The organism is Methanobacterium bryantii (assembly GCF_002287175.1).
Lineage (GTDB): Archaea > Methanobacteriota > Methanobacteria > Methanobacteriales > Methanobacteriaceae > Methanobacterium_D > Methanobacterium_D bryantii.
Genome location: NZ_LMVM01000023.1, coordinates 120942 through 140197, shown reverse-complemented (window position 1 = coordinate 140197; position 19256 = coordinate 120942). Strand labels below are relative to the sequence as shown.

Genomic DNA, 19256 nt, shown 5'->3' with positions numbered 1-19256 from the left:
AAACGGTGTATTATATGACAGATATGATTCCAAGACTATTTGGTACATCAGGTATCAGAGGTAAAATAGGCAGTGAAATCACTTTAAATTTGATAACAGATGTCGGGATGGCAGCAGCAACATATGTTGGCGGAAAAGGGCGCAAAGCTGTTATAGGGTATGATACACGGACTTCAAATAAGATGGTTGAAAATGCAATCATCGCAGGGATATTACAATGCGGCTGCGACGTAATTCGGCTTGGAATGGTCCCAACGCCGTTGGTTGGATATGCAGCAATGAAACTCAATGCAGATATAGGAATCATGATAACTGCATCTCATAATCCTTCCCAGTACAACGGAATAAAACTATGGAATCCAAAAGGTATGGCTTACACCCAGGATCAGGAAAGAACAATAGAAAAAATAGTCCATGAGAAGAGTTTCTCTAAAGTTTCATGGGAACATATAGGGGATATTAAAGATAACAGCAGCATTATCTCAGGGTACATGGATGATTTACTGAACAATGTAGATATTAAAGGAGGCCTTAAAGTCGTTGTCGATTGTGCAAATGGGGCGGGTTCTTTTGTATCTCCAATTGTTCTTAGAAAGGCAGGTTGTGAAGTTTTAACTTTAAACAGCCAACCTGATGGATTTTTCCCGGGTAGAATGCCAGAACCCTCAGAGGCAAATCTTTCTGAACTTATGAAAGTTGTTAAAGCTACCGGAGCGGATCTTGGAATTGCACACGACGGTGATGCAGATAGGATGGTTGCAATTGATGATGAAGGAAAGATGGCGGATTTTGATAAGCTTTTAGCCCTTGTATCAAGTAAAATTGGTGGAAAAATAGTTACAACTGTTGACGCGTCATTCTGTGTGGATAAATGTATGAAAGAATCCGGCGGTGAAGTAGTACGTACTAAAGTGGGAGATGTTCATGTTGCAGAGGCAATAGTAGAATGCAATGCTTCATTTGGTGGTGAACCTTCGGGTACATGGCTCCATCCAGATTTCTGCATGTGTCCTGATGGAATACTTTCTGCACTTAAGGTTATAGAAATTGTGGAAAAATATGGTCCTCTTTCTAAACTTTTAAATGAAATACCCAGTTATCCAACGGTGAGGGATAAAATAGAATGTGAAAACATTCAAAAGACACTGATAATGGAAAAAGTCAAAGAGGAACTTCCAGATTATTTTGAAGATGTAAATGATGTCAATTTCATAGATGGAGTTAGAATTTCCATGAAAGATGGGAGCTGGGTCCTAATAAGGCCTTCGGGTACCGAATCTTACATAAGGATTACTTTAGAGGGTAGAACTGTAGAAATAGCTCAATCAATTAGAAATAAATCCAGAGAATTTATAGAGGGAATATTATGAAGGGAGTATTGCTTACAGCAGGTGAAGGCACAAGGATGCGCCCGTTAACATTAACAAGACCAAAAACAATGCTGCAGGTTGGGGGAAAACCAATACTTCAGTATAATTTAGAAGCGCTGAGAGATGCGGGTATTAAAGATATAATAATGGTTGTAGGCTATAAAAAAGAGGCAATTGAAGATTATTTTGAAGATGGTTCTTCATTTGGAGTTAACATTGATTACATCACTCAGGAAAAAAGACTCGGAACCGCACATGCCATAAATTCTGCCCGCAATATGATTAATGATGAATTTATAGTTCTAAATGGGGATATAATAGTTGATCCCAAGCTTATTGTAGATTTAATATCAAAATATAAGTCAGAGGAAGCTTCATCAATTCTCATGCTTACTGAAGTTGAAGATCCATCTTCATTTGGAGTTGTAGAAATAGAAAATGACATAATTAAAAATATTATTGAAAAACCAGCTCCTGGAGAGGCTCCAAGTAACCTTATAAATGCAGGGATATACCTTTTTGATAAAACAATTTTTGATGCAATAGACAGGACAGAAAAGTCTGAAAGAGGAGAATATGAGATAACAGATTCCCTTAAAATTCAGATGGGCGAAAATAAGATAGTAAGAGGGCTTAAATCTAATAATAAATGGATCGATGTTGGAAGACCCTGGGAACTTCTAAATGTTAATGAACATTTCATAAGTGAAATGGAAGAAGATATCCAGGGTGAAATTGAAGAAGGAGTTACAATCCACGGCAAAGTAGTTCTCGGAAAAAACAGTATCATTAGGTCTGGAACTTACATTTTAGGGCCTGTTTTTATTGGAGAAGGCTGTGATATTGGGCCTAATTCTTATTTGAGGAAATATACCTATCTTGGAAACAATGTAAATGTTGGAAATGCAGTTGAAATTAAAAATTCAATTATAATGGATGGTACTAACGTTAATCATCTTTCATATGTTGGTGATTCAGTAATTGGAGCTAACTGTAATGTTGCTGCAGGTACAAACATTGCAAACCTGCGTTTTGATAATAAAAATATCAAGATGAAAATTAAAGGCGAAAAATTTGACTGTGGTGTGAGAAAACTTGGTGCAGTGTTTGGAGATAACGTTAAAACAGGTATAAATTCCAGTTTCAATCCTGGAGTTAAAGTAGGTATAAATTCAGCAGTAGGTTCTGGTACTATAATTTATGAAGATATACCTTCAAATACACTTGTTTTAGTAAAACAGGAATATAAGATTATAAAATATGATAATTAGATTTATCATTTATCATGGAATAACGCAAATAAATTTATCAAAATTGGATTTAACTATGTTTAAATAATTTCTCGATTATTTAAACACAAAAACCTATGGTTTTTGCATGTTTAAACATGTTTAAAATGGAATTGCCGTAAAGTAACTAACTTTTAAGTAGGTGAACCAAATGAGCACTGTAAATAAAAGTGTTAAAACATTTGAAGGTTCAAAAATAATTGGAAATGTTAAAATCGATGCAGAATCTTCAATATGGTATAATGCTGTTTTAAGAGGAGATATAGAAGCTATAACTATTGGGAAATATTCTAATGTTCAGGACAATTGCGTCGTACATTCATCAAAGAATTATCCGGTTGAATTAGGAGATTATGTGACTGTAGGGCATGCTGCAGTTTTACACGGGTGTAAAATTGAAGATAACTGCCTGATTGGAATGAATGCCACTGTTTTAAATGGTGCAAAAATCATGAAAAACTGTATTGTTGGGGCAGGAGCATTAGTTACAGAAGGAAAAGAATTTGAAGAAGGAAGTTTAATTATCGGTGCTCCTGCAAGAGCGGTCCGAAAGCTTACAGATGAAGAAATAGAAGGCATTAAGGATCATGCTGTAAGGTACGCGCAACTGGCAAAAAATGAATAATTGATTATAAAGCGGTTATTGAATCGCAGGATGTTTAAACTATATAAGGATGTTTAAACTATATACAAATACAGTAACTGGTGATCACTATGGTTAAAGTAAAAGAAACTGTAAAAAAACTTGACCCTTACGTTCCGGGAAAATCAATCCCCGAAATAGCACAAAAATATAATATCGATCCTGAAACAATCATAAAACTTGGATCAAACGAGAATCCACTTGGCCCGTCTAAAAAAGCTATAGCAGCAATAAAAAATAGTCTCCATTTAATAAGCCAGTATCCTGAAACAAATTTAGAACCCTTAAAGGAGAAATTAGCTTTATACTCGGGAGTCGACAGTTCTAATATAATAATAGGTGGAGATGGGGCAGATGAAATTCTAGATGTACTCGGGAAAACATTAATAGAACCCGGCGATGAATTTATAGTCCCTCTACCTTCATATATGTACTACGAGTTTACTTTAAAAATTCACGGCGGAGTTCCAGTATATGCCAAATGGGATATGGAAAAAAACGAACTTGATGTGGATTCAATAATAGCTGCTTTATCTGAAAAAACAAAAATAATCTTTTTATGCACTCCAAATAACCCTTCAGGGACATTAATAGATAAAGAGGATATTAAAAGAGTACTTGAAAGTACAGATGCCCTTGTGGTTGCAGATGAAGCATATTTTGAGTTTTCAGAAGTTAACAATGTTGATCTAATAAAAGATTATGATAATTTACTCCTGCTCCGGACATTCTCTAAGGTCTTTGGACTTTCTGGAATGAGGATAGGTTATGCAATCTCAAATCCGGAATTTATCGAATACATGCACAGGGTAAAACCAGTATTCAGCCTTACAAAGCTTTCCTATGAGGCAGCATCAGCAGTACTGGATGATATGGAGTACATACAAAAATCCATAGAAATTGGAATTCAAAGCAGAGAATTCTTATATGAAAACATGTCTAAATTTGATAAACTTGAGGTTTACCCTTCAAAATCAAATTATTTGCTTGTAGGTGTTAAAGAAATTGGAATGAACTCCAGCGAATTTGCAGAAGAGCTCTTAAAAAGGGGAGTCATTGTAAGAGACTGTGCTTCGTTTAAAGGGCTGGATGAGTACTGGGTAAGGGTAAGTGTCGGAAAAATGGAAGAAGATGCCCGGTTTATTGAAATACTTGAAGATTTAATTGGGTAATCAATTGATATTGGGGGTTGGAATTTAAATGATGATAGGAGATATGATTGTATCCTCCCTGGAATTTCCTGGAAAAATGTCCCTTGTTATTTTTTCAGGAGGTTGTATCTTAAAGTGTCCATATTGCCATAATCCTGAACTCATAGACAATGGAAAATCAGTAGAACTTGATGAAATCATTGAAAAAATTGAAAGTTCCATTGATTTTATAGACAGCGTTGTAATAACTGGAGGGGAAGCTCTTATACAGTATGATGATGTGAAAGAAATCTTGAAATACTGTAAAAACCATGGATTAGAAACTAAACTGGATACAAATGGATGTTTTCCTGATAAACTTTCTGAACTTATAGATCTATTGAATTATGTAGCTTTAGATATTAAGGCTCCTTTTGATAAGTACGAAGAGATTATAGGATCAGATATAGGGGATAAAGTTAAAGAAAGTATGGAAATTTGCAGTGGAATATATCTTGAATGCAGGACAACTTACGTACCTTTCTTAATGGATCCTCAAGACATAATTGAAATTGCAAAAAGTATAACAACGGATATATATACAATTCAACAATTCAGAGATAAAAGAGTATTAGATAAAAAACTACAGGGCACTCCTATTCCTTCAAGGGATGAACTTAAAGAAATTGGTGCGGCTGTAAAACCATTCTTAAAAAGAGTGAAAATAAAAACAGCAGAATTTGGAAATGAATTTATAAATTAATTAACTATTATTTGGTTGCTGATCTTTTATTGTACTGGAGCTTTTAGATGGTGTAGTTCAATATTATTTAGTAGTATTGAGATAACAAACTAATGGACTAAACGAATTATTAATTAATCTTACTATAACATGGAAAAATCCATGATTTTTCCCGTTGAAAATCAAAGCTTGCAAACATTATGTTTTTTGTGCATTCAAAAACCAAAGGTTTTTGAAAGGTTTTTGCAGTTGCGGAGCTTTCAAAAATTTTCTATTTTTGGAGCACTCAAACACGCAGTGTTTGGTGCATCACAATCAAAGATTGTGATAGCCCTCGAAAACTTGTTTTCGGGGCAGAAAAACGAAGTTTTTTGCAGCAAATATGAGATTTGCATGCTTTACTCCGCAAACATAAAAAATCGAAGCTTACAAAAATCGGAGATTTTTGAGAGATTTTCAAATATCAACTAACAAAAGGATTAGTGCCTATTTTTAGACGGAGGTTGTATATGCCTATATTATTATTTGGAAGCAGTCATCTAGAACTTATAACAGGTAAAAAAACTACCACAATAAGGAAACTATGGAAAAAACCACTTTCTCCAGGGGATCGTCTTCACTGCTACTGGAATCTCGTATCTAAAGAGCGTAAAAAGCTATTTGAAGCTGAAGTAACTGGCGTAGAGATTATGGAGTTTAAAGATATCATTGAAGATGATAATCTTGCAAGAGAAGAGGGTTTTGAGAATGCTGCAGAGCTGGAAGCAGAATTTAGAAAGATGTATCCTGATGATACTGATGATGATTCACTGTTCCAGGTAATAAGGTTTAAGAAGTATCCGGTTGATAAATGGGAAGGCGAAAAAATAGATGAAAAAGCTTTGATAACCAAAAGAGCAGATATATTGTTTGATTCTGGAAGATTCAATGATTCTGTAATGTGTTATACTGCAGCTTTAAGACACGACCCTGATGATGTTTATCTCTTAAATAAGAGGGGGGACAATCTGTCACGTTTAGGTAAGTTCGATGAAGCCATCAAAAACTATGATAAGGCATTAGCAAATGATCCTGAGAATGAGTTCATCTGGAACAACAAGGCAATAGCACTTTTAAATTCAAATAAGCCTGAAGAAGCATTAAAGTGCAATACAAAGGCTTTAAAGATAAATAAAGCTAATTCTGCTGTGTTGTACTGGAGAGGCTTTATTTTAGAGATGCTTGGAAGATTTGAAGATGCTTTAAAGTGTTATGATAAGATTCTAGAAATAGAGCCTGAAAATCCTGATGTATGGAATGCAAAGGGAAATATTTTGACAGAATTAGAAAGGACTGAAGAAGCGCTTACATCTTATGATAAAGCATTGGAGTTATGCTTTGAAGAAGCACCTGATGCATCAACATGGAATCGTAAAGGTAATGCCCTTTTAGAGCTTGGAAGGTTTGATGAAGCTTTAAATTGTTACGACGAAGCGTTAAATCTAGATTCTAAAAATGATATTATCTGGAGCAATAAAGGTGTGGCCCTTATGGAGCTTGATGAGTTTGAAAAAGCAGCAGAGTGTTTTAACCGGGCCATACTTATAAATCCTGCAAATGAGGATGCCCGTGTTTTAAAGGATGAATGTTTAGAAAATTACTAAATTTTATTTAAATATATAAATTACAAATTGTACTTTCTAAAACTTAGACCAAGACTTATTAAATTTTAATAATTTTTATTTCCAATAATATTTCGCTATTTTCTAACTGGAAATTGAGGTATATTCTATAATATTGTTTACTATCAAGTTAGACTATTTTTTTATATAGTTAACCCTGTTTGATCATTTAAATGAAAGGTTAATCTGATTAAATTAAAAATCTCTTTGAGCTTAGATAAATGAAACGTTAGTAGCCACATAGAATAGTTTTATTTTGTTAAGTTTAAAATTTTAACTCGCAAAGATAATATGCCCATAAATTAGTTATATTGTTTGTATTTTTCTAGTAATGGAAAGGAATACAATTTATAAAAATAAAGGGGAAGAGTGTAAAAATAAGTAAAGAGGATATTTATCTCTTCTTTTGAGTTTAGGTATGTAATTTGTAAAAGAATATATGGTTAGTAGGAAATTTTATATTTCTTCTTCCCTTCTTCTGATCTCTTCTATGCTTGGAGGTTCTTCTACACTTTCAGATTTACTTGTACCGTTTAAGAGCACTTTTTCGCCTATGGTTTTAATTTCGCTGTAGGGTATTTCTATTTTTTTGCCCATTCCCAGTTTAGCAGAAGCCCCTCCTTCTGTAACAATTAGTGATTCAACCCTGTTGGTTTGAGGGTTCCATTCTGCATCACTTATTTCGCCTATTTTATTTCCAGCTGCATCTATAACTTCTTTACCCTTTAATTCATCTGCTATTTTCATTTCTTATCTCCTTTTTTATATATAAATCAATTAATTCAATATATTAATTATATTATAATTAGTAATACTTTAAGTTTACGGCAATATCAAATAAGTCTAACTATTAATGATGGGCTAACATTGAAATTGATCTGTTAATCTGCAAAATAAAAAAATGCTAGTTTATGTAGTTTTTACCTGACGAAATTTATAATTATTATAAAAATTGAAAAAATTAAAGTAAATTACTGGCTACATGTATCTCTGGTGAGTGATTTTTGGTAATTTTAAATTTATTTTATTTTATTAAATTTTGAAAATTGTGTGCTTAGATACTTCGTTAAACTGAACTATAACGAACTAACTGTTTAATGCAGTCATTGCAAGAAATTTGTAGTACTAACCATCAATATATTATGTCAAAAATAGACATATAAAATTCGAAAAAATTGTTTCACTAGCAGTTATGTGCAGTTATGACTTCATTCTGTTTAGAAATTTTTTTATCATAAAATCAAGATGGGGGCCCAGTTTATAGTTGCAACTGAGAACTTTAATTCCTAAAGATTTAAACTGGATTAATATTCAGATCATGTACACTTATAATTTTAAAGTATCCAAAAAATGATTCAGTTAAACTATTTAATCTTTGAAATCAAATTAATAAATAATCTATAAAAAGATTTATAATATAACAATTGTTATATAATGTTAACCTAAACAATGTTTTTAAGTAATAATGCTTTTTAAATCTTGCATTTAGGAAAAAATTTAATTTAACAAAATCATTTGGAGGAAAATTCGATGTTACATGGAACAGAAGTTTTAAAGAAAGGATTTGCAAAAATGACCAAAGGCGGAGTCATAATGGACGTCATCAACGCTGAACAGGCTGAAATCGCAGAAAATGCAGGTGCAGTAGCAGTAATGGCTCTAGAAAAAGTCCCAGCTGATATAAGGGCTGCAGGCGGAGTCGCCAGGATGGCAGATCCTTCAAAGGTTATTGAGATAATGGACGCAGTTTCAATACCAGTTATGGCAAAAGTTAGAATCGGCCACTTTGTTGAAGCACAGGTATTAGAATCCCTTGGTGTCGATATGATTGACGAAAGTGAAGTTCTAACACCTGCCGATGAAAAATATCATGTTGATAAAAAGAAATTTACAATTCCTTTTGTCTGCGGGGCAAGAAACCTTGGCGAAGCACTAAGAAGAATAGATGAAGGGGCGGCCATGATAAGAACAAAAGGTGAAGCAGGCACTGGTAATGTGGTTGAAGCTGTAAGACACATGAGAGTGATACAGGGAACCATAAGGGAAATCAGAAATAAAACCGAAGAAGAACTGTGGGGAATTGCAAGAGAACTTGAAGCTCCATACGAGCTTGTAAAACAGACAGCTGAACTTGGAAAATTACCAGTTGTAAACTTCGCAGCTGGTGGTGTTGCAACACCTGCAGATGCTGCACTTATGATGCAGCTTGGAGCAGACGGTGTTTTTGTTGGATCTGGAATATTTAAATCAGAAAATCCAGAATTAGTCGCAAAAGCAGTTACTGAAGCAACAGCCAATTATGAAGACGCTGAAATCATAGCTAAAGTTTCAAGAGGGCTTGGAAAAGCTATGCCTGGTCTTGAAATAAGCCAAATTCCAGAAGAAGAGAGGCTTCAGTCAAGAGGATGGTAAATAATTTTACCATTTTATTTTTTTAAATTAATTTATTCAAATTCAGTTAAAATTTAAATACTATTCAATTGCTTCTTCGCCGTTTTCTTCAGTTCTAATTCTTATCACGTTTTCTACAGGAGATATAAACATTTCATCCATGATATCTTCTGTTTTAATAGGTTCTATGGCTTGAATTACATATTTAACATCTTCCCTTTTCATTACCATGCTGAGCTGTACTCTTTGGGGGATGTTTATATCATATCTGCTGGCCCTATATGTTTCTTTGGATGTGGACTCACTGTTAAGGTGACCAATTTTAGTTAGGGTTATATTAGAAAATCCAAAGTCTTCTAATGCTTTTTTTACATTATCCAGTTCTATTGGATGCATTATTAATTTTAATTTGCAAATTTCCGTTTTTTCAACGTCATTATTACGTGATGGTTTAATTTTTTTAACCAGCGCTTTAAAATCTGGTTTCTGTGGATCCTTTTGGTGTGCGGATTTAATATCTTTGATTATATCTTTGAATTCTCTTTGGGGTTTTATATTTTCGTCGCTTGTTGATTTAGCTATATTACTGTATTCTTTTTTGGGGGTTGCATCCTGCTTTACAGTATTTTCTACTAATTTAAGCAGCATTTTCAGGCCGTCATTAATCCCGATTCCTTCTATTGCAATTGCAGGTATAACCATTGCATCAGAATTAATCTTTAAATTAGAATTGTCTAAATCCTGCTTATTTGCAAATATAACATAAGGAATTTGTTTGTTACTTACAAAGTTGACTATTTCTTCATCTGTTTCAGTAGTACCTATTGAATTGTCTATAAATATTATAACTCCATCAATATCGGAGGATACTATGTCATTTATAAATTTAAATCCTTCTATACCTGGAGAACTAAAAAGATAAGTTGTATCTTCACCAATAGTTGCTTTTCCATAGTCAAATGATGAAATAGATACATTTTCATGGTTGTTTATGTGCTTCAAAGCAGTGGTTTTTCCAGAACCTGAAGCTCCTAAAATCAGGATTTTTATCATTAAAATCACCTGTAATTTAGTATTTATAATTGTATTGAGTTTTTAGGGACGATTATGCGGCAACTGCAATTTGCTTAAATTTCATACGTTCACTACTCATTAATTTAAATAACCTTTCTAAGCCATTTTTGATTCCCTGCCCTGTTATGGCGTTTGTTGGAATAATTGGTGCATTGCCGTTTATATCTAATGGTTTATTATTTATATCCTGCTTATTTGCAAATATAACATAAGGAACTCTTTTTTCTTCAATGAATCGAATCAATTTCATATTATTTTTTGTGATACCTATTGTATTATCTATAAATATAATGGCTCCATCCAGATTCTTTGATATTACGTCTTGCATAAATGCAAATCGTTTATTTCCTGGAGAACAGAAGAAGTATGCCATTTTGTCATTTATCAATGCTTTTCCATAGTCTAATGCTGTAGTTTTTGTTAAATTTTCACATATGTATTCTAATGCTGTAGTTTTTCCTGAATCTGAATCTCCCAAAACTATAATTTTTTTTGCTTCCATAAAGTTCACTTCCATACCGGATCAAGGAATCCTGCTTCCGGTAGTTAAAACTATACTTGTTTTGGTATATAAACATTTTGAAAAACTCAAAAATCTAATGTTATTTCAAATCTAGAGTAATATGAACCATGTAAATTTTAAATAAAAAAATAAAAGCAAAATAAAACAATCAATAACCTAAAAAAATGGATTATAATGTCAAATATTTTTTAAAAGGTATGTTTTTTCTTTAGAAATTCTTCATGTTTCATTTTAGCGTTATCTATAGCTTTTTTAATGTCTTTTTCTACATTTTTAGATATGGCACCATGTCCTGGTAACAACAAATCAATTTTCATGGTATTTAATCTGGCCAGTGAGTTGATATATTCCCCATAGCTTCCGGAGCTAGATATATCTGAGATGGTACCTTGGGCAAATACTGTGTCTCCTGATATTAAGATTTTTTTACGTGGTTCATAAATACATATAGATCCTGAGGTATGCCCTGGAGTATGAAATATTTTTAAAAACCAATCTCCCATATCTATCACATTCATGTTTTCTAACCAGAAATGTACGTGATATCCTTTAGGGTTATGCCCATAAGCGCGGCAAAGCAGCACTTCATCGTCTGCTGATATAATTTTGGTGGCTGCATAGCGGTGGGTTATAATTGGTACTTTGTTCTGGAGGTACCTGTTAGCTCCAAAGTGATCCACGTGTTCATGGGTATTTATAACCAGATTTAAATCTCTTATGTTAGTCCCTATCTCTTTTAAATCTTTCTTTAGGATTCCATAATTTTGATTTATACCAGAATCAATCAAAATGTTTAGTTTAGTTCCTAAAATCAGATAGGACGTGCAACTAGGTTTGCCTGTCTTAATCATGTACAGATTGGGTATTATTTCCTCGTACATATAAATTCCGCCAAGGATTGATTAAATCTTTATTTGGCTACCTTTTACCGCTCTAATTACTCTTTTTAAAATATTGGGCACGTGTTTATAAAATTAATGGTTTATTTGTAGTTTTAAGATAAATAAAAAAAATTTAAAAAATATAGAAGGGGGTAAAAGTTAGGGTTTTAAACCGTTTAAATATTTAAACGGCTTTTTCTCCCCTTTCTCCAGTCCTGATCCTTACAACTTCTTCAACTGGGGATATAAAGATTTTCCCATCTCCAATGTCTCCAGTTTGTGCTGTTTTAACCAGGGTGTCAACAACTTCATCCACTTCTTCATCTTTTACGATAATTTCAAGCCTTGTTTTTGGCAGGAGATCTATCCTGTAGTCGCTGCCTCTGTAGCTTTCTGTAACACCAAGCTGTCTTCCGCGACCTTTCACGTCTACAACTGTTAACCCGTGGCATTCAATTGCTTCAAGTGCAGCTTTTACTTTTTCTAATTTTTCTGGTCTTATTATTGCAATTATTTCTTTCATTTAATCACATCCACTTTATTTAAATCCTGTAACCAGATTCTTCGTGTAAGTTGGTATCAAGGCCTTCGATTTCTGTTTTTTCGTCTACTCTTAGGCCCATAGTTATGTCTATTAATTTACCTATGATTAAGGTACCTATGAATGAGTAGGCTGCGACTATGACTATGGCTATTATCTGGGTAAGTAACTGTCCTGGATTTCCGTAGAAAACACCAGTTCCTAGGGAATTTACGAATGGTGCTGCGAACAATCCTGTTGCAATAGCTCCCCATGTACCGGAAATACCGTGTATACCAAATACGTCTAAAGCATCGTCGTAACCGAGACGTGGTTTTAACCAGGATACTGCGAAGTATGAGAATACTGAAGTTATAAGTCCTATAATTATTGCTGCGTCCACAGTTACGAAACCTGCTGCCGGAGTTATAGCTACTAAACCAGCTACGGCACCAGATATAGCGCCGAGAATGGTTGGTTTTCCTGTTTTTATTATGTCTATTGCTACCCATGAGATCATTGCTGCTGCAGTAGCAGTGTTGGTTGCGAGGAATGCAGATCCTGCCAGACCGCCTGCTGTTAATGCTGAACCTGCGTTGAATCCGAACCAGCCGAACCAGAGAAGTGCGGCACCAATTACGGAGTAACCTAGGTGGTGAGGTAGTAATGCGATGTCTTTTCTTTTTCCGAGGAGAAGTGCTAATGCTAAACCAGCAACCCCTGAATTTATGTGTACAACTGTACCTCCTGCAAAGTCAAGAGCACCTAGCTGTGCAAGGAATCCTCCACCCCATACCCAGTGGGCAATTGGGACGTATATTAATGATACCCATATTACTGAGAAGACTATCCATGAGGATGCTTTCATTCTTCCAACGACAGCACCAGATATAAGTGCTACTGTAATAGCTGCAAATGTCATCTGGAACGCTGCGTAAACTGTGGTAGGTATGGTTGGTGCAAGTGCTGCAAGGTCATCTACGCCTATTCCACTGAACAGGAGATTTGCTGGAGCACCAATTAATCCCCAAGGATCCACACTTGCATTAAATGCGAGTGGGAATGCGTATAAAATCCATATTACGCTTGTAATTGCAAAAGCTATAAGTGACATAAATATGGTATTTAAAACGTTTTCTCGTTTAGACATACCACCATAAAATAATGCTACACCTGGAACGGTCATGAGCATTACCAAAGCTGTGGATACGAGCATCCATGCTGTATCTCCACTATCAAGAACCATATATTTTTTCCTCCATATTGTTGTTTATTTTGTATTAAATTGCAAGTTGAGAGTTTTTTTTTTAAATGTAATGTATATAATCGCTTTTTTGATATTTAAAAGCCCTTTCTTTTAATTTAAGTTCAATCAATTTTTGCACCAGATATGCGTTTTATAATTTCACACCCCCATCCTATGTTAAGTCTACATTCGGATGTCGGAAACCTCCTTCCGATAGTAAAACTTACTACTTAATCACATATAAAAGTTTCGACTGTCATGATTAATCATCGTTTTTTTAATACAAATTAACCAATTTGACTTAGAAAAATATGGTTTAAATGCCTACTTTTTTCCTAAATTAAATAGATTAGTGATTTTTTTGTTATAATAATCTAATTTACACGATATGTGGGTTATAATGTGTATTATATCATGACAAGTTTGTTTTAAATTACTATTTTCCTTTTAATTCTAAATTACGTGGGCTGTTACCTTATTTTATTTCCTTTTCTTTCATACCGGAATAAGGAAACATGCTTCCGGTTTACTATTAAATTTTAAAATATATAAATGTTTCTAGAAATTAAGTAATTACTATATTAAAGCGAGAATTTTCTTTAATTAATTCAGAAAGTTATTAAATAGTTTAAAAAAAATAATGAATTTAAATACAAAAATAAAAAATACTCAAACACTAAGTGTGTTTGAGATCAAATCGGGATTGAGCAAGTTAAATTGCTTTGTCTCCTCTTTCTCCAGTTCTGATTCTTATAACCTCTTCAACTGATGATATGAATATTTTTCCGTCTCCAATATCTCCAGTTTTAGCTGTTTCTATTATGGCCTGGACTATACCTTCAACGTCTGTTTCTCGAGTGACTATTTCAATTTCAGTCTTTGGGAGAATGTCTATTCTGTAATCCCGACCTCTGTAGTTTTCTGTAACTCCAAGCTGTCGACCGCGGCCTTTTACGTCTCTTACAGTCATCCCATGGCATCCAATCTTCTCAAGAGCATTTTTCACAGCTTCCAGTTTATCAGGTCTTATGATGGCTAGTATCTTTTTCATTTTTCACAACTCACTACTTCTATTTCCAGTATATTTCCATTATTTAGGTATTTGCCCATTTATATGTACCTAAGATAATCTGTAGCCGGATTCCTCATGAAGGTTAACATCAAGACCCTGTACCTCATGTTCATCTGTAACTCTAAGTCCGATGATTTTGTCGATTATTTTAGCAATAACAACAGTGAGTACAAATGAATAAACTGCAACAACTGCAACAGCTAAAAGTTGGACTCCTAGTAAATTGAAATTTCCAAAGAGAATACCTCCGGTGGTAACGCTGTTTATAAGAGGATTTGCGAATATACCAATTGCAACGGCACCAGTGATACCGCATATTCCATGAATACCAAATACGTCTAAAGCATCGTCGTAACCAAGGCGTGGTTTTAACCAGGATACTGCATTGTATGCAAATATTGATGCAAAGAAACCGATTATTATTGCTGCTGTAACATTTACATATCCTGCTGCAGGTGTTATAGATGCGAGTCCTGCAATTGCACCTGATAATGCGCCAAGTAAAGTAGGTTTTCCTGTTTTTAATTTATCCATAAGCATCCATGCAATCATACCTACTGCAGCAGAGGTATTGGTTACAATCATGGCAGAAACTGCTAAGTTCCCTGCAGATAATGCTGATCCTGCGTTAAATCCGAACCAACCAAACCAAAGTAGTCCAGCCCCCATTACGGAATATCCTAAGTGATGAGGAAGTAATCTTATATCTTTTCTTGCCCCAAGGACAAGAACAAGTGCAAGAGCAGCTATACCGCTGGTTAAGTGTACAACTATACCTCCTGCAAAGTCAAGAGCACCCATCTGTGCAAGGAACCCGCCTCCCCACATCCAGTGAGCTACAGGCACATAAACAAGTGTAAGCCATACTGGTACAAATGCAAGCCATGCTGAAAATTTCATTCTTTCAACTACAGCACCGGATATAAGTGCTACTGTAATAGCTGCAAATGTCATTTGGAATATTGCATAAAGGCCTGTGGGTATAGTAGGGGCTAAAGTTGCAAGAGATTTTGATTCAAGTACGCCATTGAATACCGGGTTTGTAATGCTGCCTATTACTCCCCACATATCCGCACCAAATGTTAGATCGTAACCGTAAATAAACCATAGAACGCTTACTATTGCAAAGGTAACAAAAGAAAGTAGCATAGTGTTTAAAACATTTTCTTTCCTGATTAAACCTCCGTAGAATAGGGCTACACCAGGAATCGTCATTAGAATTACGAGTGCAGTGGATATTAACATCCACGCTGTATCACCACTATCAAGAATCATACAATTTTTCCTCCAATTATTCTATTCTGATTTTATAGATGTAAAATACATTGAATTTGAAATTTATACATTTCATTCACCGGAACAGTGTTTCCGTATTCCGACGGAAGGGGGGTGTAGGAAACCGATTTCCGATATTAAGAGTCTTACAGCATCATATATATCTTTTGTGGTGATAGTTGATCAGATATCTCAAAAATAGCTTTTAAGCAGTGAATAGGTATTATAATAAGTTTATAAAATGTATGTAGATTTAGATTAACTGTAAATTTCAAAGAAGTTAGTATGTTATAAAAAAATAAGTAAAAAAAGAACCCTCAAATACGAAGCAGGCAAGTTGCCGAGGAAACAAGTTTCCTCCGGCATGTAAAAATCTGCGATTTTTACGGTTGCGAATTGAAAATTCGCAAACATAGAAAAATGCATAGCACTCGAAAATCTACGATTTTCGGTGCCATACGAAACGTAGTTTCGTGGCTCCAAACACGGAGTGTTTGAGAGCATCGAAATCTAAGATTTCGATAGCATGCGGAAACTCTGTTTTTGCTGTTTGCAAAACTGAGTTTTGCAACCGTGAAAATTAAAAATTTTCACATGTAGCAAAATCGTAGCTTACAAACCTTTGGTTTGTGCTCCAAACCCGATGGGTTTGAGAGATTTTGCTAACATTTTTCTCTAACTTCGATTTTTGAGGTTGAGGAAAATCAAGGATTTTCCGAACACTCGAAAATTTTTATAAAAATTTTCGGTGTTTGTGAAGCAAGCTTCACAACCGTAAAAACCGAATGTTTTTACATGCCCCGAAATTCTATGAATTTCGAGGGCCCAAAAAACCTATGGATTTTTGAGGGATTTTCAAGTGATTCCTGTTAATATTTAACAGGAGCCTCTAATCCGGCCATTTTAACGCCGGTTAAAAGTGATGATTCGACCGTTAGTGCCCTTAAATCATCTTTTTCAAGTTTCTGCAGGTCAGTGTTTCCTGCCTGCTGGGTCAACATACAAGCTTCTTCAGTCATAGCTTCTATGTATCTTGCAACCTGTTTACCTCCTTCTATGTAATCTAAACGTCTTCTAAGCTGAGGATTTTGGGTTGCAATTCCTTTTCTGCATGTTCCTGTGTAACATGTCTGGCAAACTCTACATCCAAGTGAAACCAGAGCAGATGTTGCTATGTAAACTGCATCAGCACCTAAAGCAATGGCCTTTGCAACGTCAGCACCATTTCTGATACCTCCGCCAGCTACAAGGCTCACTTCTTTACGCAGATTTACGTGTTTTAAGGCTTCGTCTGCTTCTACAATTGCTGCTATGGTTGGAACACCTGAATGCTCTGTGACTACTTCTGGTCCTGCACCAGTTCCTCCCTGCATACCGTCTACAACAATTATATCCGCACCTGCTTTTGCTGCAATTTTAACGTCGTCGCTGACTCTACCTGAAGTGAATTTAACGATTATAGGCACTTTCCAGTCTGTTATTTCCCTTAACTGGTCTATTTTCATGCTCAGATCTTCAGGACCTACAATATCCATGTGCCTTGCTGGGCTTAAAGCGTCAGTTCCCACTGGGATTTTCCTTATCATTGAAACGTCTGCTGTTACTTTTTCACCTAAAAGGTGTCCACCCATACCTGATTTTGCACCTTGGCCTATTTTGATTTCCACTGCTTCTGAATTGTTCAGGTAATCTGCAGACACACCAAATCTTCCTGATGCGTATTGTGCTATGAGTTTTGATGCGTATTTCCTTTCTTCTGGAAGCATTCCGCCTTCACCGGTGTTTGTTGCAGTACCGGCAAGTGTTGCACCCATTGCAAGTGCTATTTTTGCTTCTTTACTTAATGCACCGAATGACATTGCAGCAATCATTATTGGAGTGTCAATTTCAATTGGGTTTTCTGCATATCTGGATCCTAGAGTTACTTTTGTGTTACATGGTTCCCTGTACTTGTCAATAGGAGGTCTTGAAACTTGAGCGGGTACAATTACAAGGTCATCGAAGGTTGGAATAACACGTGTTGCTCCACAACCTCTTACCTTGTATGAACCTTCCGTTGATTTCCTGTTAATTTCTACAAGGTCTGCAAATGACCAGACATTTCTCCTATCTTCTGGGACTGCAATTACTTCAATTGCATTATTTGGACACATTTCTTCACAGATTCTGCATCCAACACAGTTTTCATGATGTATAGGATAAGATTCATCATCAATTATCTCATAAACTCCATGAGGACAGTTATTAAAACAGGAATAACAGTTTTTGCAGAGTTCTTCATTTCTGTTGTCGCACATGTACCAGCAGCAACCAGGTCGGTCGAAGTTTCTTCTGCAAAGTTCTTTGTTTTTTTCTACCTTGAATGGCATTTAACTTCCCCCCTCTTTAGATTCTTTAAGTGGTTTAAAAATTGGGCAGGCTGAGTATTTAGTTCCTGAAGCTTTAAGAACTTCTGCAATATTATCTGTAATCTTAGCTTCAGGTTTCCATGGTTCAATACTGCTTTTATCAACAATTATGGCATTATCAACTATATTGCTGGATAATACATAGGTTAAGAGAGCTGTTGCAACTCCTCCGTCTTGACCTTTTACCATAGGGGCTTTTACAGATACTATTTTGATGTAATCTCCAAATGGCTTGTTATCGGATTCTTTGCTTAATATTTCATCTGGAATATATGTCCTAGGACATGCAACATAACATGCGTTACATCCTTCAACACATTTACCTACAAGTTCAGGTTTCCTGTCTTTTATTGCAACGGCTTCTTCAGGACATGCGTAAACACATGCTCCGCAGAGGACACATGCACCTATATCTACTACATCTCCTTTTAAATCATGGAAAGTGCAGTTTGAAACCTCATTTTCATATTCATTTCCAAATATTTCCCTTCTGTATAATACAGGTCTTCCAACTCTTTCCCTTTTTTTAATTTCTTCCTTGCTTTTACTTTTTTTCTCTTTTGCAAGTTTTTCCATTATTTTAAGTCCAGAATCTGCAATTGGTTTTGTTTGTATATAATTGTCTTTTTCTGCAGCTTCTATGAGTTTTAATCCTTTTTCAGTCCTTATTATAACTGTGGACCATCCTTCAGGAGAGCCTACAGAACCTACTGATACATCTGAAAGTTCTGATGTGAAGTCCATACATACTGTACAGTTTTTACGGACGCATTTTTTTGCTTTGCTTAAAGGAATTTTCACAGTCCTGTCTTCTGTTAAAAAGAACCATACATGTCCTTTTTCAACTCTGCATTCTAAAACATCCTTCATATCTGCATCGTATTCTTTAAGCATTTCTTTCATGTATGAATAAGAGAAATTCTCCATACAGAAAAGTCCAATTTTAATATCTACTGGGAATTCTTCATTAAGGAGTTTGTCCATTTTAGTTGCTGCGACCATTTGGCATGGTGTCCCAACCATTGCGACTT

At 35.0% G+C, this 19256-nt stretch carries 17 protein-coding genes; 7 read left to right on the top strand and 10 right to left on the bottom strand.

All coding sequences use genetic code 11. The features are described from left to right. Nucleotides 1–14: 14 nt before the first annotated feature. The 6 genes from glmM (at nt 15) to ASJ80_RS09200 (ending at nt 6817) form a co-directional block, all read left to right on the top strand. On the top strand, nt 15–1370 hold the full coding sequence (glmM, locus tag ASJ80_RS09225) for a phosphoglucosamine mutase (RefSeq protein ID WP_069584437.1): 1356 nt from the start codon (nt 15–17) through the stop codon (nt 1368–1370). Beyond that, nucleotides 1367–2641: a bifunctional sugar-1-phosphate nucleotidylyltransferase/acetyltransferase gene (gene glmU, locus ASJ80_RS09220; RefSeq protein ID WP_069584436.1), complete on the top strand. Its 1275-nt coding sequence runs from the start codon at nt 1367–1369 to the stop codon at nt 2639–2641. Before glmM ends, glmU begins: the two co-directional genes overlap by 4 nt. Before the next feature lie 169 nt (nt 2642–2810). Then, on the top strand, nt 2811–3284 hold the full coding sequence (locus ASJ80_RS09215; RefSeq protein WP_069584435.1) for a gamma carbonic anhydrase family protein: 474 nt from the start codon (nt 2811–2813) through the stop codon (nt 3282–3284). A gap of 89 nt (nt 3285–3373) precedes the next feature. Then, on the top strand, nt 3374–4474 hold the full coding sequence (gene hisC / locus ASJ80_RS09210; RefSeq protein WP_069584434.1) for a histidinol-phosphate transaminase: 1101 nt from the start codon (nt 3374–3376) through the stop codon (nt 4472–4474). A 28-nt stretch (nt 4475–4502) separates the two neighbouring features. After that, complete coding sequence (locus ASJ80_RS09205) at nt 4503–5195, top strand: anaerobic ribonucleoside-triphosphate reductase activating protein (protein WP_069584433.1); 693 nt, start codon at nt 4503–4505, stop codon at nt 5193–5195. Between the two features lie 488 nt (nt 5196–5683). After that, entirely contained in the window at nt 5684–6817 is a 1134-nt protein-coding gene (locus ASJ80_RS09200; protein WP_083241008.1) for a tetratricopeptide repeat protein, read from the top strand. A 474-nt stretch (nt 6818–7291) separates the two neighbouring features. Here the strand turns inward: ASJ80_RS09200 and ASJ80_RS09195 are convergent, their stop codons facing one another. After that, nucleotides 7292–7582, bottom strand: a complete 291-nt coding sequence (locus ASJ80_RS09195; RefSeq protein ID WP_069584432.1) for a PRC-barrel domain-containing protein — start codon at nt 7580–7582, stop codon at nt 7292–7294. Between the two features lie 783 nt (nt 7583–8365). On the opposite strand from ASJ80_RS09195, the gene pdxS reads away from it, so the two are divergent. After that, the gene (pdxS, locus tag ASJ80_RS09190; protein WP_069584431.1) at nt 8366–9247 is read left to right on the top strand and encodes a pyridoxal 5'-phosphate synthase lyase subunit PdxS; all 882 of its coding nucleotides are present in this window, start codon (nt 8366–8368) and stop codon (nt 9245–9247) included. Between the two features lie 60 nt (nt 9248–9307). On the opposite strand, the gene ASJ80_RS09185 is transcribed toward pdxS, so the two are convergent. The 9 genes from ASJ80_RS09185 to ASJ80_RS09145 all read right to left on the bottom strand — a co-directional run bounded on the left by ASJ80_RS09185 (nt 9308) and on the right by ASJ80_RS09145 (nt 19248). Next, on the bottom strand, nt 9308–10279 hold the full coding sequence (locus tag ASJ80_RS09185) for a P-II family nitrogen regulator (RefSeq protein WP_069584430.1): 972 nt from the start codon (nt 10277–10279) through the stop codon (nt 9308–9310). Nucleotides 10280–10331: 52 nt separating this feature from the next. After that, nucleotides 10332–10802, bottom strand: a complete 471-nt coding sequence (locus tag ASJ80_RS09180) for a GTPase (RefSeq protein ID WP_069584429.1) — start codon at nt 10800–10802, stop codon at nt 10332–10334. 209 nt (nt 10803–11011) lie between these two features. Continuing rightward, nucleotides 11012–11704 carry an MBL fold metallo-hydrolase gene (locus ASJ80_RS09175; RefSeq protein WP_069584428.1) on the bottom strand — a complete coding sequence of 231 codons (693 nt, stop codon included), beginning with the start codon at nt 11702–11704 and terminating at the stop codon, nt 11012–11014. 184 nt (nt 11705–11888) lie between these two features. After that, nucleotides 11889–12227 carry a P-II family nitrogen regulator gene (locus ASJ80_RS09170; RefSeq protein WP_069584427.1) on the bottom strand — a complete coding sequence of 113 codons (339 nt, stop codon included), beginning with the start codon at nt 12225–12227 and terminating at the stop codon, nt 11889–11891. A 19-nt stretch (nt 12228–12246) separates the two neighbouring features. Continuing rightward, nucleotides 12247–13470, bottom strand: coding sequence for an ammonium transporter (locus tag ASJ80_RS09165; protein ID WP_069584426.1), 1224 nt, complete (start codon nt 13468–13470; stop codon nt 12247–12249). A gap of 712 nt (nt 13471–14182) precedes the next feature. After that, entirely contained in the window at nt 14183–14521 is a 339-nt protein-coding gene (locus ASJ80_RS09160) for a P-II family nitrogen regulator (RefSeq protein ID WP_069584425.1), read from the bottom strand. A gap of 69 nt (nt 14522–14590) precedes the next feature. Continuing rightward, the gene (locus ASJ80_RS09155) at nt 14591–15817 is read right to left on the bottom strand and encodes an ammonium transporter (RefSeq protein WP_069584424.1); all 1227 of its coding nucleotides are present in this window, start codon (nt 15815–15817) and stop codon (nt 14591–14593) included. Nucleotides 15818–16686: 869 nt separating this feature from the next. Next, nucleotides 16687–18186, bottom strand: a complete 1500-nt coding sequence (locus tag ASJ80_RS09150; protein ID WP_069584423.1) for a glutamate synthase-related protein — start codon at nt 18184–18186, stop codon at nt 16687–16689. Then, nucleotides 18187–19248, bottom strand: a complete 1062-nt coding sequence (locus tag ASJ80_RS09145) for a Coenzyme F420 hydrogenase/dehydrogenase, beta subunit C-terminal domain (protein WP_069584422.1) — start codon at nt 19246–19248, stop codon at nt 18187–18189. Between the last annotated feature and the right edge of the window lie 8 nt (nt 19249–19256).